Source organism: Helicobacter sp. 11-8110 (assembly GCF_003288905.1).
GTDB lineage: Bacteria > Campylobacterota > Campylobacteria > Campylobacterales > Helicobacteraceae > Helicobacter_D > Helicobacter_D colisuis.
This window is the reverse complement of sequence record NZ_NHYL01000005.1, coordinates 14,335-27,007: the sequence shown is the minus strand read 5'-3', so window position 1 is coordinate 27,007 and position 12,673 is coordinate 14,335. Positions and strand designations below refer to the sequence as shown.

The window sequence follows — 12,673 nt, the reverse complement described above, 5'->3', positions numbered from 1 at the left end:
TGATTAAGGGAGTGGTACGCCCAGAGGGAGTCGAACCCCCAACCCTCAGATCCGAAGTCTGATGCTCTATCCAATTGAGCTATGGACGCTAAAGAGAATTAAAATCTTACCTTATCTATTTTTAATAAAAACTAAAAAGGATTGAAAATGAAAAAAGTTTTAGTATTTTTATGTTTTATTGCTAGTAGTTTGATGGCAAAGCCAATTATAGCAGTGAGCATTCCGATGCAAGCAGAATTTATAGAAAAGATTGCTGGGGAGGAGTATGATATTAGTGTGCTAGTAGAAAAAGGCACAAATCCACATGATTTTGAACCTAAATTCTCTAGCATTAAAGAGGTGAATGAAGCCATAGCGTATTTTCCTATTGGTGTTGAATTTGAAGATGCTTGGTTAAAGCGATTTTTAGATCAAAATCCAGATATGAAAATTTTCCCTTCCAACGCAGGAATTAAAACGATTAATTTTGCTCACCACTCTAAAGATGAGCACGAACACCACGATTATCACAACCATGGAGAAGATGGTGATACACATATTTGGCTTTCACTCTCTAATGCCAAACAAATTGCTTCAAATATCTATCAAGCCCTAGTGAAGCTTAATCCTAGGGGAGATTATTCTAAAGCTTATGAGGCATTACTAGCACAGATTCAAGGAGCTGATATAAAAATAAAAGCAGCATTGCAAGATGTTCCTAAGCGCCAAAAATTTGTTGTTTTTCACCCTATGCTTGGGTATTTTGCAAGAGAATATGATTTAGAGGAAATTTCTATTGAAGTGGAAGGAAAAAGCCCAAAAATGAAAGAGATGGTGCAAGTTATTGATACCATTAAAAAAGAAAAATTACAAATCATCTTTGCTCAACCAGAGTTCTCTACCAAAGCAGCAGAGTTTATTGCTGAAGAATCGGGGGCAAAACTAGGTTACTTCTCGCCCTTAGAAACTCCTTGGGCGGAGAATCTTATCAGATTTGCAGAAACATTAAAAGAGGCTAATAAAAATTAGCCTTAGCTTTGAAATTATAAATCTAAAACATTAAAAATAGGGATAATCTTCTCTAGCTCTTTGGATCCATTTAGGCTTTCTAGATTGATGATAAAGCAGGCTTCTACGCAAGTAGCACCCCCCTTTTGAATGAGATTAGCAGCCGCATAAGCTGTCCCTCCTGTTGCAATGAGATCATCAATGAGTAAAACTTTTGGTGTACGTTCTAAATTTTCATTTTTGAAAGCATCAATGTGAATTTCTATTTCACTAAAACCATATTCTAGTGAATGTTTTTCAGAAATCGTGGTGTAGGGCAGTTTGCCTTTTTTGCGAATAGGCACAAAGCCAATACCTAGAGAATGTGCCAGTGCCGCCCCAAAGATAAATCCGCGACTTTCAATTCCTGCAATGTAGTTTAAATTGTATTTTTGATAGCGTTTTGTTAAAAAGTCTATTAATAGATTAAAGGCTTCTTTGCTGTTTAATAATGTAGTGATGTCGCGAAAGATGATTCCACGTTGTGGAAAGTTCTTTATTTCGCGAATAGAATCTAAAAGTATATTTTTTTCTTGTTGGGTGAGTTCCACTTTTTCTCCTTATTTATTAGAGTAGAGCTTCAATTTTTTGTTCTAAGTCTTTAATTTTACTTTTGTATTTTTCAGTTTCAACGCGGTATTGAGAGTTGCGCTGCTTGAGCGTTTTAACTTCATTTCTTAAGGCAGTGATTTCATCTGTTAGAATATCAATATTGCCTAAAGCTCTTTGAAGTTGCAATTGGTGTTTGCGTATAAGAATCTCTGCTTCTTGCAAGGTAAGTTTCATTACTGCGCTATTTTTTTCTTCTTTTTGTGCAACACTTTTGTAAAAAAAGGTCTTAACAACCATAAACAAAATAAAAAGAATAAAAGCAGTTAAAAAAAGCCATTGCGCAAATTGTGCCATTATTTTCCTTATTGTAATTTCTCTACTCTTTGGGTGTGTCTGCCACCTTCAAATTCTCCTTTGATGAAGCTTTGCAAGATGCACTCTGCCATACCTAATCCAACCACTCTAGCTCCTAAACAAAGGACATTAGCGTCATTATGTGCTCTAGCCATTGTTGCTCCATAGGGTTCATTGCAAAGTGCGGCACGAATCCCTCTGTGTCTATTAGCAGCAATACTCATTCCAATTCCACTGCCACATATTAAAATCCCAAGACTTTGGGGAGTGGCTAAAACTTCTTGACAAAGTAAATTAGCAAAATCAGGATAATCCACGCGATTATTGTTAGCAGGTCCAAGATTGATAATCTCATGCCCCATTTTTTCTAAGAATGGAATGAGTGATTCTTTGAGTTCAAATCCTGCATGATCACTAGCGATAAAAAACTTCATTTTCTCTCCTTATAAAAGCCATTGTAAGATAAGATTAACGGGTGCTGAAATTACTGCAGAAAGCGGAGTGCTTAGAATAAGAATCAAAACAATCATACCCGCTATGGGGTGGATTTTATTAAAGATTCTTGAAAAAAAATCACTTTTAAAAATTAAGCCGAGATATGCTAGAGCATTAGAGCCATCTAGGGGTGGAATGGGCAAGAGATTAAAGATAGCCAGAATGATATTATAAATAATGAGCTGCAAAAAGAAAAAGAGAATTAAAGCATAAGGCAATTGAGGATTTGAAAAGTATTCAAAAAATCCACTTAAGATTCCGCCATTAAAAGCATAAAAGAGAAAAGTAGCTAAAAGCGCAAGAGCTAAATTGTATAAGATTCCTGCTAATGAAACTAATAAAGCCGCAAAATATCCGCCTTGATAAATTACCCTATCCATTCTAACAGGCACAGGTTTTGCCCAGCCAAACAAAAAGGGCGCATTAGACAAAAATAGCACGGCAGGAATCAAAATAGAGCCTACCAAATCAATATGCACGATAGGATTTAAGCTTAGTCTCCCAGCTATTTTTGCGGTATTATCGCCGTATTTATAAGCCACATATCCGTGCATAATCTCATGTCCGATGATAGCTAATAAAAGTGCTGCTATCATCAAAGGGATAGTGTAAAGAGAGGGTAGATTAAGCATAATTATTGATTTTCCCGCATTTTCTTTTCTAGCGATTCAATGCTTTTGCCAATTCTATCCCAACGGACATTAAAATTATCATCCCAACTAAAATAAATAAACCAAGGTTTGCCAATCACATAGCTATAAGCCACACTTCCCCAGAATCTAGAATCGCTTGAGTTATTGCGATTATCTCCCATCATAAAAAACTCATCTTCGGCAATTTTGGCATAAAAGCCTAATTCATCACTTTCTAAAAATATAGGTTCCATAGCAATTCCTTGCGTATTTTGCAATAGCACAAAAGAATCAACTCCACTTTTGTCATAATGCACTCCGGGGTGCTTTTGGAGATAGGGATCATAAATGAAAGTTTTGCCATTATATTGTAGAGTTTTTGTTGGATTTTGGCTATAAGGATTCTCTTCTTTAAAATGCACCCATAAGCCATCTTTGGTGTAAATTACCTCATCGCCACCTATTGCAACATTTCGTTTTACAAAGTGAATCTTTGGGTCTAAAGGATAGCGGAATATCACAATATCTCCCCTTTTGGGGCGTTCTCCTTCAAATAAATGCCCATTGTTATTAAAATCAGGTAAAATCTTAAATTCAATCCAAGGAATGGTTGGAGTTGGAATACCATAAGCGTATTTTTTGACAAATAAATTATCTCCAATTAGCATTGTATTTAGCATACTTCCACTGGGGATAACAAAAGCTTGTGCAACAAAGAAAATAACAGATAAAACAATAATAATTGTCCCTGTCCAACTATTTACAAAACGATAAATTTTATCAAAAAACTTCATTTTGTCTCTTTTTTCGCTCTAAGTTTGGCTGCTTTGATGGTATTTTGCAAGAGTGAAGCGATTGTCATAGGTCCCACGCCACCTGGGACAGGCGTAATGTAGCTACATTTTGGAGCGACATTGTCATAATCCACATCCCCTACAATTTTGCCATTTTCAAGTCTTGTGATTCCTATATCCACTACAATAGCACCTTCTTTTACCATATCTTGTGTGATGAGATTTGGCTTTCCGACACCTACACATATAATGTCGGCATTTTTGGTATGATTTGCAAGATTTTGTGTGTAAATATGACAAAGAGTGATAGTGGCATTTTTGTTTAAAAAGAGTGCGCCAAGGGGTTTTCCTACGATATTGCTCGCCCCAACAATAACGACATTTTTGCCTTCTATGGGAATCTTGTAATGTTCAAGCAGAGTAATCACTCCCATAGGCGTTGCAGGAATAAAGCCATCAAGATTAGTAAAAACTCTTCCCATATTAAAAGGGTGGAATCCATCAACATCTTTTTTGGGAGAAATGGCTTCTAAAATCGCGGTAGTATTGATATGTTTTGGAAGTGGGAGTTGAACTAAGATTCCATCAATATTTGGATTTTCATTCATCATTGAGATAGTTTGTAGTAGTGCTTCTTCAGTAATGCTCTCTGGCATTTTGTGAGTAGTAGAGTAGATTCCTGTTTGGCTACAAGCTTTGGCTTTCATATTGACATAGCTTTGTGATGCAGGATCATCTCCAACTAAAATCACGGCTAATCCTGGTGTGATTTGTTGTTTGCTAAGCTCTTGAACTTCTTGCTTGATAGTTTGTTGAATCTCTAAGGCAAGTGCCTTCCCATCTAAAATTTGCATTAATGCCCTTTAAAAAGTTATTTTGATATTATAACAAAAAAGTTTTGATACAAAAGAGTTTTTGTGTTTTTGAGCGAGGTTTGTCAAATTTGAGGTGGTTTGAATTAGGATTGATAATTTGTATTGGTTTAGGTAAAGCGTGTTTATTGGCTGAAGATAGCTTTATTACACAAATTGAATATGGCAAAATGCTTTATGAAAATCCGCGCGGGATTGGCTGTGTGAATTGTCATGGAGAAAGAGGTGAGGGGAGATTGATTGCGTATTATTCCCATAAAAATAAAGACAAAGAACTTAAGGGAGTTAGGATTAATCACCTTGGATTCCAAGAGTTTTTAAGAAGTTTGCAAGAATCAAAAAAGGTAATGCCAAAGTATTATCTAACAAAAAGCGAGATTCAAGCTATTTATAAGTATTTGCAATCAAAAAAAGGAAACAAGGGAAGCTAATGGAAGAAATTTTGGAAAACTATCAAGAGATTTCAAAAAGCTTTGAAGTCTTAAAAAAGCATGACAATGTCGTAACGATTTTTGGGAGCGCTAGAATCAATTCAAGCCATAAAGATTATAAAAAAGTCCAAAAACTTGCTTGCAAGCTTGGAGAAATGGGATATTCAATTATGACAGGGGGTGGTCCTGGTATAATGGAAGCGGCAAATCGCGGATTATTACAAGCTAAGGAGAAAAATCCGCAAGTGGTTTCTATTGGGCTAAATATTCAGCTTCCCCACGAGCAGCATATGAATCCCTATGTGGAAGTGCCTTTGATTTTTGAAAATTTCTTTAGTCGAAAGCTTGTTTTTAATCATAATTCCACAGCTTTTATTGTCGCAATGGGTGGCTTTGGAACATTAGATGAGTTGAGTGAGGTTTTGGTTCAAATTTCAACGGGAAAGCACAAAAAAATCCCCATCATTTTATATGGTAGAGATTATTGGAAGGGTTTGATTAAGTGGTTTAAGAATCGGCTTTTAAAAGAGGGAATGATTTCTAAAGAAGAGTTCGCGCTTTTGAGTTTTGCTGATTCTCCCAAAGAAGTTTTAAGGATTTTCAAAAAACAAAAAAATGAGCGTAAAGATTCAAGATTGGTATGATTTTGTAAATTACGTATTTAAATTCCATAAAGGAGAAAATAAGAGAAATGGCAAAAATGCAACTTAAAAAGTCCGAAGTTAAGATTCTAGGGTTAAGCTCACTTGGAGGAATGTTAGAGTTTTATGATTTTATTATTTTTGTTTTTTTCACCAATGTGATTTCTAGTCTCTTTTTTCCTAGCACTCTTAGCCCTTTTTGGGCGGCGATGAATACTTATGGTGCTTTTGCAGCAGGGTATTTTGCAAGACCATTGGGTGGGATTATTATGGCACATTTTGGAGATAAAAGTGGGCGTAAAAAGATGTTTATGCTCTCCATTTTGCTTATGGTGATTCCAACTTTTGTGCTTGGGCTTATGCCAACTTTTGAGAGTATTGGCTATGTGGCTCCTATTGTTTTGTTGATTGTGAGAATTTTACAGGGAATTGCTATTGGTGGCGAACTCCCTGGTGCATGGGTTTTTGTCTATGAGCATAGCAATCAGCATTCTTTGGGATTTCATTTGGGTATTTTTACTAGTGCGGTTGTTTCTGGAATCTTGCTTGGTAGTATTGTTACTTTGGCAGTTAATATGAGTTTTACTCAAGAAGAGATTAAGGAATATGCGTGGCGGATACCTTTTGTTCTTGGAGGGATTTTTGGGATTATTTCGTTATTTTTACGCAAATTTTTGAATGAAACTCCGGTATTTCAAGAAATTTTGGCTTTAAAGCAAACACAAAATTTTCCCATTAAAGAAGTTTTTAAAACTTCGCAATTGGGAGCTGTAAAATCTTTTTTTAGCACTTGGATTTTAACAGGATGTGTTGTTATATCCGTGCTTTTAACGCCAAATCTTTTAAGTAAGGTGTTTGAGCTCTCTCCTATTTCAAAGGTAGTGTATCAAGTTATTGCCATATTTTTTCTAGCTTCAGGCAATGTTTTTGCAGGAGTGTTAAGTGATAGGATTGGAATTAAAAATGCAAGTGCGATATTTGGTGTGGCGCTAGTGGGATTTGCTTTGTGTTTTTATTATATGCTTGGCTATGGAAAGGGGTTGGCGCAATATTTTGATGTGATATTGCTTGTGTATTATCTTATGGCTTTTAGTGCTGGATTAATGGTTTTTACGCCTATTGTTATGGTGCAGAGCTTTCCTGCGATGATTCGGTATAGTGGCATTTCTTTTGCCTATAATCTCTCTTACGCGCTTTTTGGTGGCTTAACGCCTATCTTTTTTGCTTGGGCTATGGAAAGCGATTGGATTATAATGCTTGGTGTTTATATGTCGATTTTGGGAATTTTGGCAATTGTAATTGGAAGAGTCCATAGAGGATAGAATTCTAATTGACTCTTTTGGTAAAAAGATTGTATCAAAGAGAAAAAGGTGTGGTTTGCGTGGCTTTTTATCAAAGTCCTGTGGGCAAAATTAAACTTATAAGCAAAGAAGATAAGCTTATTAAATTGGAATTTTTAAATCAAGATCCAAATTTGTTATTCGCAAAGGAAATTTGTGAAAAATGCGATGAGGTTGTTTTGAAGCAAACAAGGGAGTGGCTTGATGAGTATTTTAATGGCAAAAATCCGAGTTTTAAAGCAATTCCACTAAATCCAAATGGAAGTGAGTTTGCTAAAGTGGTGTGGGAGTTGCTTTTAAAGATTCCTTATGGAAAGGTTTGCACTTATGGTGAGTTAGCAAAGGAGGTTGCAAGAATTACGCATAAGAATAAAATGTCAGCTCAAGCAATAGGCGGTGCGCTTAAACGGAATCCCATTCCTATTATTATTCCTTGTCATAGAGTGATTGGGGCTAATGGAAAGCTCACAGGTTATGCTGGAGGAATCAAGAAAAAGATTGCATTATTGGAGTGTGAAAAAGCAGATTTAGTGAATTTATATCATTTTTGAGAAAGATTGAAGAGTTGTTGTATTTATTTTATTGGTGCTATAGAATGGATTTACTAGAATCAGTGTAAGTCAATAAAGATTGCACTTTATATAAAAATTTGTATAGAAAGATAAAATATTTTTATTATTTTTTTATATTTATTTATTTATAGGTGTATGGCTGTATAGTATCTTCGTAAGTTTATAAAAAGGAGATGATTTGAGCATACATCGTAGAGACTTTTAAGGGGTGTTGGAATAAGCTCTGTTGCATTAAGCATACCCAGAACTCTTGGGGCTTTTAGCGGCAAGATTGAGGGGGAATCAGAATTTGTGCCAAGTATTTGTGAAATGTGTAGCACACGCTGTCCTATTGAAGCAAGGGTAGATGATGGGAGTAAAGTCTTTATCTAGGGGAATCCTTATTCCATCGCAACAGGTGGTGCAGTTTGTGCTAGGGGCGGTTCTGGTGTAAGTCAGCTTTATGATCCAAATCGCCTTGTTAATCCTATTATGCGTGTAGGAGAGCGTGGAGAGGGTAATGTGTATGATAATGGTGGAGTAAGCAGGGATTTTGCAAATTGTAAGTTTATGCTAAACTTTGGGCATAATGTTTATGAGGGTATGGTGATTAGCTATGCTAGGGGCATTACAGAAGCTTTAGAAAATGGCTGTAAGTTAGTTTCATTAGATCCTAGATTTTCTATTTTATCTTCCAAAGCAAGTGAGTAGATTCCAATTCGCCTTGGTGGAGATGCAGCCTTCATGATGGCATTTTTGCATACTTTGATTTTTGAGGGGCTCTATGATAAGAAATTTGTAGAAAAATACACTACGGGCTTTGATAAACTAAAAGAAAGCATTAAAGACTACACTCCCAAAAAAATGGCAAAAGAATGTGATATTCCAGCTGATAAAATTATTGCTCTTGCTAGAGAATGCGCTAGTTATGCGCCTCATTGTATGGTGGATTTTGGTCATAGAGCAACTTTCACGCCTGAAGAGATTGAGTTTAGGCGATCTATTGCTATTGCAAATGCTTTGCTTGGTAATATGGAAGTTAAGGGTGGATTGTATTTTCCTAAAGGAGCGGCTTTGTATAATAAGGTCGCAGGAGAAAAAGTAGCACCTATTATCAAAGGCTCGATTCTGCCCAAAATTCCAGAACCAAATCATCCACGAATCGATTTTGTTGATGTTAAAGAGGGAGAATTTAGTAAGATTCCTAAAAATCGTGGTGTTTATAGCAAGATTTATGAATGTATTTTAAGCGAGAATCCTTATGCGCTAAAAGGGGCTTTCATTACGTGTTCTAATCCTGTAATGACGGTTGTAGGGGCAGATTCTGTGGTGGAGGCTATTAAGAAGCTTGATTTGTTTGTGTGTGTGGATGTATATCTTTCAGATACAGCACAATATGCAGATATTATTCTGCCTGAATCAACTTACTTGGAGAGAGATGAGCAATTCTTGGCAAATAATGGAAAGAATCCAGGCTATCAAGTGCGACAAAAAGTTGTCAAAACTATAGGCAATACAAAGCCATCTTGGCAGATTTATTTAGAATTAGCACAAAAAATGGGCTATGGTGAGGCATTCCCTTATAAAGATATTGAAGATTTTAGAATGAAGCAAGGCTATGAGCATCCAGAAGCTATGTTTGAGTTAAAGCAAAAAGGGCTTGTAAGCTATGGGATTCCATTATTAGCAAGAGATCAAGAGAGTATTAAGAAGTTTGTAGAGAAATATCCTAATTCTAAAGAATTTTTAGATTCTGATAATGAGTTTGCAGAGTTTTTGAAATGCAAAACTAAAAGCGGAAAAATTGAGCTTTTTGATGAAACACTAGAGAAAGCTTGTAATCGTGGTGGTTTGACTTATAGGAATCCAAATTTAAAAGGCGAAGGTGATTTTTATTTTATACAAGGAAAGACTGCGGTGCATACCAATGAACATACTGCAAATGTCCCTTGGCTTAATACACTAATGAATGACAATGCTGTGTGGATTAACCAAAAAGTGGCTAAAAAATGAATCTCAAAAAAGGTGATAAGATTAGAATTACTAGCTCATATGGTTCACAAATTGGAAGTGTATTGCCCACCATTGGAATAAGAGAAGACACTATTTTTGCGTATTTTGGATTTGGGCATACAAGTAAGCATAATGAGATCTCTTATGGCAAGGGTTTGAGTGCTGGGCATTTGTTAAAAAATACTATTTCGCCAGTAGCTAGAAATAATGTGCATACTGTTGGCGTAAAAATTGAAAAAGTTTAGGGGGGGGGGTAAAAATGGCTAAATATGCAATGATTCACGATTCGGTTAAGTGCATTGGTTGTCAGGGTTGCACCATTGCATATAGGAGTGAAAATGCAGTTTCTGATGGGTTTTTTAGGCTTAAAGTAAAGATGGATGGACCTCATGGGGTTTTCCCCAAATCTTTCTTTTAATTATGTGCGATATTCTTGTGAAATGTGTGAGCATACGCCTTGTGTTACGGTATGTCCAACACATGCTTCATTTATGGATGAAGATGGGATTGTGGATATTGATGCTAATAAATGCGTGGGCTGCTTGTATTGCGTAGTAGCCTGTCCATATAATGCACGTTATGTTAATCCTAAAACCAATGTGCCTGATAAATGTAATTTTTGCAAACATACGCATTTAAAGCAATATGGAGAGCCTGCTTGTGTGGCGGTTTGTCCGACTGATGCGTTGATTTTTGGAGATTTAGATGATCCAAGTAGTCCAATTTTTAATATTTTATCCACTAAGCCTTTTGTTACAAGCAAACCGCATTTAGGGACAAAGCCAAAATTATTTGTGATTACTAATAACAAAGGAGGCATTGAGCTATGAATGAGATTTGGGGACCGGAAAATCCGGCTATTGTATGGCATTGGTTGATTGCAGTTTATTTGTTTTTGGTGGGGTTATCAAGTGGAGCAATGATCACAGCTTTAAGTGTTGAGTGGATGAATCCACAAAAAAAGCTCCTTGGGATGCGTTTGAGAGAGCAGGAGTTCTTATTGCACCTTTGAGTATTATTTTGGGCTTAGGGCTTTTAATTTTTGATTTAACTAAGCCTTTAAATTTTTATCAATTACTGATAACTTATAATTTAAGCTCGGTTATGTCTTTGGGTGTTTTATTGCTTTTATTTTACACTCCATTTTCTGCCATTTATGCTATTATGCGATATAGAGGAACTTTGGAGAGAAGTTTTGTAGGTGGATTAATAAGGACGTTTAGTGGAATCTTAGATTGGTTTGAATCACATTCGCTTTGGTTTGGGCGCTTGGTGTTTGCTCTAGCTGGTGGAGTGGGTGTTTATACTGGATTCTTGTTTTCTGCAGTGCAAACATTTCCACTTTATAATAGCCCAATTTTGTTTCTTGCAAGTGGTTTGTCAAGTGGGATTGCTACTTGCATTTGCGTGGGATTATTGTTTTTTGAAAAAGAAGTTTCGCAAAGCACAACAAAATATCTGCTCACAATGGATTTGCGTGTAATTCCTATTGAATCTTTATTGATTTTTGCACTTTTTGTGGGATTGTATTTTCAAGGTGGAGAAAAAGCAATAGTAGCGGTTACTGCATTAAGCCTAGGGACTTGGGCGTGGGCATTTTGGGTTGGAGTGATTGGATTTAGTGTTATTATTCCTAGTGTGATTGCCCTAACGGCGCTTAAAAATCACGCTTATAAAGTGAATTTTATTTTGCTTAATGCTTTTTTAATTATGATTGGTGTTTTTGCTTTGAGAATGTATATTTTATATGCAGGGCAATTGTATTTGGGGGTATTCTAATTCCCCGCGTTTAGCTTAGGCTTTAAGGGTGCTTTGGATTGCTTTGGCGCAATTCCAAGCACTTGCCCAAGCAAAAGCAAGATTGTAGCCACCTCTATTTCCTACAATATCTAGCATTTCTCCGATGATATAAAGATTCTTAAATTTTTGGCATTCAAAGCTTGTCGTATTAATTTCTCTAGCACTAACCCCACCGCCACTAACTTCAGCACTATCAAATCCATATAAGCTAGGAGAATCTAAGGTTAAATTTTTTAGTTCATAGAGCGTTTGTTTGATAGTTTTGGTGTTAGTGAGTTGAAGTTTGAGATTTTTAACTAAATGCAAGGCAAGTTTAGGGTGGAGCAAACCGCTTAGTATTTCAGTTGCGTTTTTATTGGGATAAGATTTAATGAGATTTAAAAAAATGTTTTCTAATGATTTTGCGGAAAATGTAGGAAGTAAATCAAGTAAGATTTTTGGATTCTTAGCTTGGTAGAGATAAGATGAAGCATCTAAAATCCCAAAGCCGGAAATACCATAGCTTGTAAATAATAAATCATCATAGGTTTGATAAATGCTCTTGTTGGCTTCCATTAAAGTAATATTAGCTTTTAGTTTTATTCCGCTTAGGTTTTGGAGTTTGGGTGAATTAATTTTGAGCGGGACTAAGGAGGGATAGGTTGGTAGAATCTCTAAATTAAGGGATTTAACTAACTTCAAACCTTTATCGCTCCCACCAAGTTTAGGCATAGCCTCACTGCCACAAGCTAGAATCACATGTGTAAAAGTATAAGTGTCTTTAGGGCTTTGAAGGCAGTAAGCATCAGCAGTCTGACTGATACTTAGAATCTCTTCTTCTAGTTTTAGAGTAACAGATTCTAAGAGGGGCATAAAAATTTCTAAAACCGATTTAGCGCTACTTGAAATGGGATAAGCTTTACCATTTTCTTTGATTTCTAGAAATAAACCTATTTTCTCGCAAAAGCGCTTAAAGGCATTAAAGTCAAAGTTTTTAAGAATAGTATGGATTTCTTTTGGAGAGAAGCTGGAGCTTTGGTAGCAAGATGGACTTAAAGATTGATTGTGAATGTTGCAGTGACCATTTCCTGTTGCTAGGAGTTTTTTGCCAATTATTTTATTTTTATCAAAAAGATAAATGGGGATTTTAAGCGGGGCAAGTTGAATTGCACTAAAGATTCCGCTTGCGCCTG

Annotated in this window: 19 protein-coding genes and 1 tRNA gene; 12 read left to right on the top strand and 8 right to left on the bottom strand. The window is 36.1% G+C overall.

All coding sequences use genetic code 11. The annotated features are described in order from the left end of the window. Positions 1–12: 12 nt before the first annotated feature. Positions 13–89 (bottom strand) — tRNA-Arg (locus CCY98_RS05605). Positions 90–147: 58 nt separating this feature from the next. Here CCY98_RS05605 and CCY98_RS05600 point away from each other — a divergent pair. Further along, positions 148–1,008 carry a zinc ABC transporter substrate-binding protein gene (locus tag CCY98_RS05600; RefSeq protein ID WP_112057589.1) on the top strand — a complete coding sequence of 287 codons (861 nt, stop codon included), beginning with the start codon at positions 148–150 and terminating at the stop codon, positions 1,006–1,008. Positions 1,009–1,022: 14 nt separating this feature from the next. Here CCY98_RS05600 and CCY98_RS05595 read toward each other — a convergent pair whose 3' ends face one another. The 6 genes from CCY98_RS05595 to folD are packed head-to-tail and all read right to left on the bottom strand — an operon-like array spanning position 1,023 to position 4,707. Then, positions 1,023–1,577, bottom strand: coding sequence for an adenine phosphoribosyltransferase (locus CCY98_RS05595; protein WP_112057588.1), 555 nt, complete (start codon positions 1,575–1,577; stop codon positions 1,023–1,025). Between the two features lie 16 nt (positions 1,578–1,593). After that, on the bottom strand, positions 1,594–1,932 hold the full coding sequence (locus tag CCY98_RS05590; RefSeq protein WP_112057587.1) for a hypothetical protein: 339 nt from the start codon (positions 1,930–1,932) through the stop codon (positions 1,594–1,596). 8 nt (positions 1,933–1,940) lie between these two features. After that, on the bottom strand, positions 1,941–2,366 hold the full coding sequence (gene rpiB, locus CCY98_RS05585; protein WP_112057586.1) for a ribose 5-phosphate isomerase B: 426 nt from the start codon (positions 2,364–2,366) through the stop codon (positions 1,941–1,943). A gap of 9 nt (positions 2,367–2,375) precedes the next feature. Further along, entirely contained in the window at positions 2,376–3,059 is a 684-nt protein-coding gene (locus CCY98_RS05580) for a site-2 protease family protein (RefSeq protein ID WP_112057585.1), read from the bottom strand. A 2-nt stretch (positions 3,060–3,061) separates the two neighbouring features. Further along, positions 3,062–3,853 carry a signal peptidase I gene (gene lepB, locus CCY98_RS05575; RefSeq protein ID WP_112057584.1) on the bottom strand — a complete coding sequence of 264 codons (792 nt, stop codon included), beginning with the start codon at positions 3,851–3,853 and terminating at the stop codon, positions 3,062–3,064. Continuing rightward, positions 3,850–4,707, bottom strand: a complete 858-nt coding sequence (gene folD / locus CCY98_RS05570) for a bifunctional methylenetetrahydrofolate dehydrogenase/methenyltetrahydrofolate cyclohydrolase FolD (RefSeq protein WP_112057583.1) — start codon at positions 4,705–4,707, stop codon at positions 3,850–3,852. Before folD ends, lepB begins: the two co-directional genes overlap by 4 nt. 122 nt (positions 4,708–4,829) lie before the next feature. On the opposite strand from folD, the gene CCY98_RS05565 reads away from it, so the two are divergent. The 11 genes from CCY98_RS05565 to nrfD (CCY98_RS05535) all read left to right on the top strand — a co-directional run bounded on the left by CCY98_RS05565 (position 4,830) and on the right by nrfD (CCY98_RS05535) (position 11,480). Further along, positions 4,830–5,156 carry a c-type cytochrome gene (locus CCY98_RS05565; protein WP_112057687.1) on the top strand — a complete coding sequence of 109 codons (327 nt, stop codon included), beginning with the start codon at positions 4,830–4,832 and terminating at the stop codon, positions 5,154–5,156. Then, complete coding sequence (locus tag CCY98_RS05560) at positions 5,156–5,800, top strand: TIGR00730 family Rossman fold protein (RefSeq protein ID WP_112057582.1); 645 nt, start codon at positions 5,156–5,158, stop codon at positions 5,798–5,800. The genes CCY98_RS05565 and CCY98_RS05560 overlap by 1 nt, the downstream gene beginning before the upstream one ends. Positions 5,801–5,847: 47 nt before the next feature. Next, positions 5,848–7,119, top strand: coding sequence for an MFS transporter (locus tag CCY98_RS05555; protein ID WP_112057581.1), 1,272 nt, complete (start codon positions 5,848–5,850; stop codon positions 7,117–7,119). A gap of 8 nt (positions 7,120–7,127) precedes the next feature. Then, positions 7,128–7,688, top strand: coding sequence for a methylated-DNA--[protein]-cysteine S-methyltransferase (locus CCY98_RS05550; protein ID WP_258439216.1), 561 nt, complete (start codon positions 7,128–7,130; stop codon positions 7,686–7,688). Between the two features lie 492 nt (positions 7,689–8,180). After that, complete coding sequence (locus CCY98_RS08640; RefSeq protein WP_258439213.1) at positions 8,181–8,399, top strand: molybdopterin-dependent oxidoreductase; 219 nt, start codon at positions 8,181–8,183, stop codon at positions 8,397–8,399. Between the two features lie 33 nt (positions 8,400–8,432). Next, on the top strand, positions 8,433–9,701 hold the full coding sequence (locus CCY98_RS08635; protein ID WP_258439193.1) for a molybdopterin-dependent oxidoreductase: 1,269 nt from the start codon (positions 8,433–8,435) through the stop codon (positions 9,699–9,701). Continuing rightward, positions 9,698–9,946, top strand: a complete 249-nt coding sequence (locus tag CCY98_RS08630; RefSeq protein ID WP_258439190.1) for a molybdopterin dinucleotide binding domain-containing protein — start codon at positions 9,698–9,700, stop codon at positions 9,944–9,946. The genes CCY98_RS08635 and CCY98_RS08630 overlap by 4 nt, the downstream gene beginning before the upstream one ends. A 14-nt stretch (positions 9,947–9,960) precedes the next feature. After that, positions 9,961–10,119: a hypothetical protein gene (locus CCY98_RS08625; protein ID WP_258439188.1), complete on the top strand. Its 159-nt coding sequence runs from the start codon at positions 9,961–9,963 to the stop codon at positions 10,117–10,119. Then, on the top strand, positions 10,091–10,531 hold the full coding sequence (locus CCY98_RS05540) for a 4Fe-4S dicluster domain-containing protein (RefSeq protein WP_258439186.1): 441 nt from the start codon (positions 10,091–10,093) through the stop codon (positions 10,529–10,531). Before CCY98_RS08625 ends, CCY98_RS05540 begins: the two co-directional genes overlap by 29 nt. Continuing rightward, positions 10,528–10,713 carry an NrfD/PsrC family molybdoenzyme membrane anchor subunit gene (gene nrfD, locus CCY98_RS08620; RefSeq protein WP_258439184.1) on the top strand — a complete coding sequence of 62 codons (186 nt, stop codon included), beginning with the start codon at positions 10,528–10,530 and terminating at the stop codon, positions 10,711–10,713. The genes CCY98_RS05540 and nrfD (CCY98_RS08620) overlap by 4 nt, the downstream gene beginning before the upstream one ends. Further along, on the top strand, positions 10,644–11,480 hold the full coding sequence (gene nrfD / locus CCY98_RS05535) for an NrfD/PsrC family molybdoenzyme membrane anchor subunit (protein WP_258439182.1): 837 nt from the start codon (positions 10,644–10,646) through the stop codon (positions 11,478–11,480). The genes nrfD (CCY98_RS08620) and nrfD (CCY98_RS05535) overlap by 70 nt, the downstream gene beginning before the upstream one ends. Positions 11,481–11,495: 15 nt before the next feature. Here nrfD (CCY98_RS05535) and CCY98_RS05530 read toward each other — a convergent pair whose 3' ends face one another. Next, positions 11,496–12,647 (bottom strand): aminoacetone oxidase family FAD-binding enzyme, encoded by a 1,152-nt coding sequence (locus tag CCY98_RS05530; protein WP_258439449.1) that lies wholly within the window; start codon positions 12,645–12,647, stop codon positions 11,496–11,498. Positions 12,648–12,673: the final 26 nt, after the last annotated feature.

Excerpts from the sequence above, each read along its gene's own strand:
- CCY98_RS05600 (WP_112057589.1), top strand. The coding sequence starts at position 148 with ATGAAAAAAGTTTTAGTATTTTTATGTTTTATTGCTAGTAGTTTGATG.
- CCY98_RS05590 (WP_112057587.1), bottom strand. The coding sequence starts at position 1,932 with ATGGCACAATTTGCGCAATGGCTTTTTTTAACTGCTTTTATTCTTTTT.
- rpiB (WP_112057586.1), bottom strand. The coding sequence starts at position 2,366 with ATGAAGTTTTTTATCGCTAGTGATCATGCAGGATTTGAACTCAAAGAA.
- CCY98_RS05580 (WP_112057585.1), bottom strand. The coding sequence starts at position 3,059 with ATGCTTAATCTACCCTCTCTTTACACTATCCCTTTGATGATAGCAGCA.
- lepB (WP_112057584.1), bottom strand. The coding sequence starts at position 3,853 with ATGAAGTTTTTTGATAAAATTTATCGTTTTGTAAATAGTTGGACAGGG.
- folD (WP_112057583.1), bottom strand. The coding sequence starts at position 4,707 with ATGCAAATTTTAGATGGGAAGGCACTTGCCTTAGAGATTCAACAAACT.
- CCY98_RS05560 (WP_112057582.1), top strand. The coding sequence starts at position 5,156 with ATGGAAGAAATTTTGGAAAACTATCAAGAGATTTCAAAAAGCTTTGAA.
- CCY98_RS05555 (WP_112057581.1), top strand. The coding sequence starts at position 5,848 with ATGGCAAAAATGCAACTTAAAAAGTCCGAAGTTAAGATTCTAGGGTTA.
- CCY98_RS08640 (WP_258439213.1), top strand. The coding sequence starts at position 8,181 with ATGCGTGTAGGAGAGCGTGGAGAGGGTAATGTGTATGATAATGGTGGA.
- CCY98_RS08635 (WP_258439193.1), top strand. The coding sequence starts at position 8,433 with ATGATGGCATTTTTGCATACTTTGATTTTTGAGGGGCTCTATGATAAG.
- CCY98_RS08630 (WP_258439190.1), top strand. The coding sequence starts at position 9,698 with ATGAATCTCAAAAAAGGTGATAAGATTAGAATTACTAGCTCATATGGT.
- CCY98_RS08625 (WP_258439188.1), top strand. The coding sequence starts at position 9,961 with ATGGCTAAATATGCAATGATTCACGATTCGGTTAAGTGCATTGGTTGT.
- CCY98_RS05540 (WP_258439186.1), top strand. The coding sequence starts at position 10,091 with ATGGGGTTTTCCCCAAATCTTTCTTTTAATTATGTGCGATATTCTTGT.
- nrfD (WP_258439184.1), top strand. The coding sequence starts at position 10,528 with ATGAATGAGATTTGGGGACCGGAAAATCCGGCTATTGTATGGCATTGG.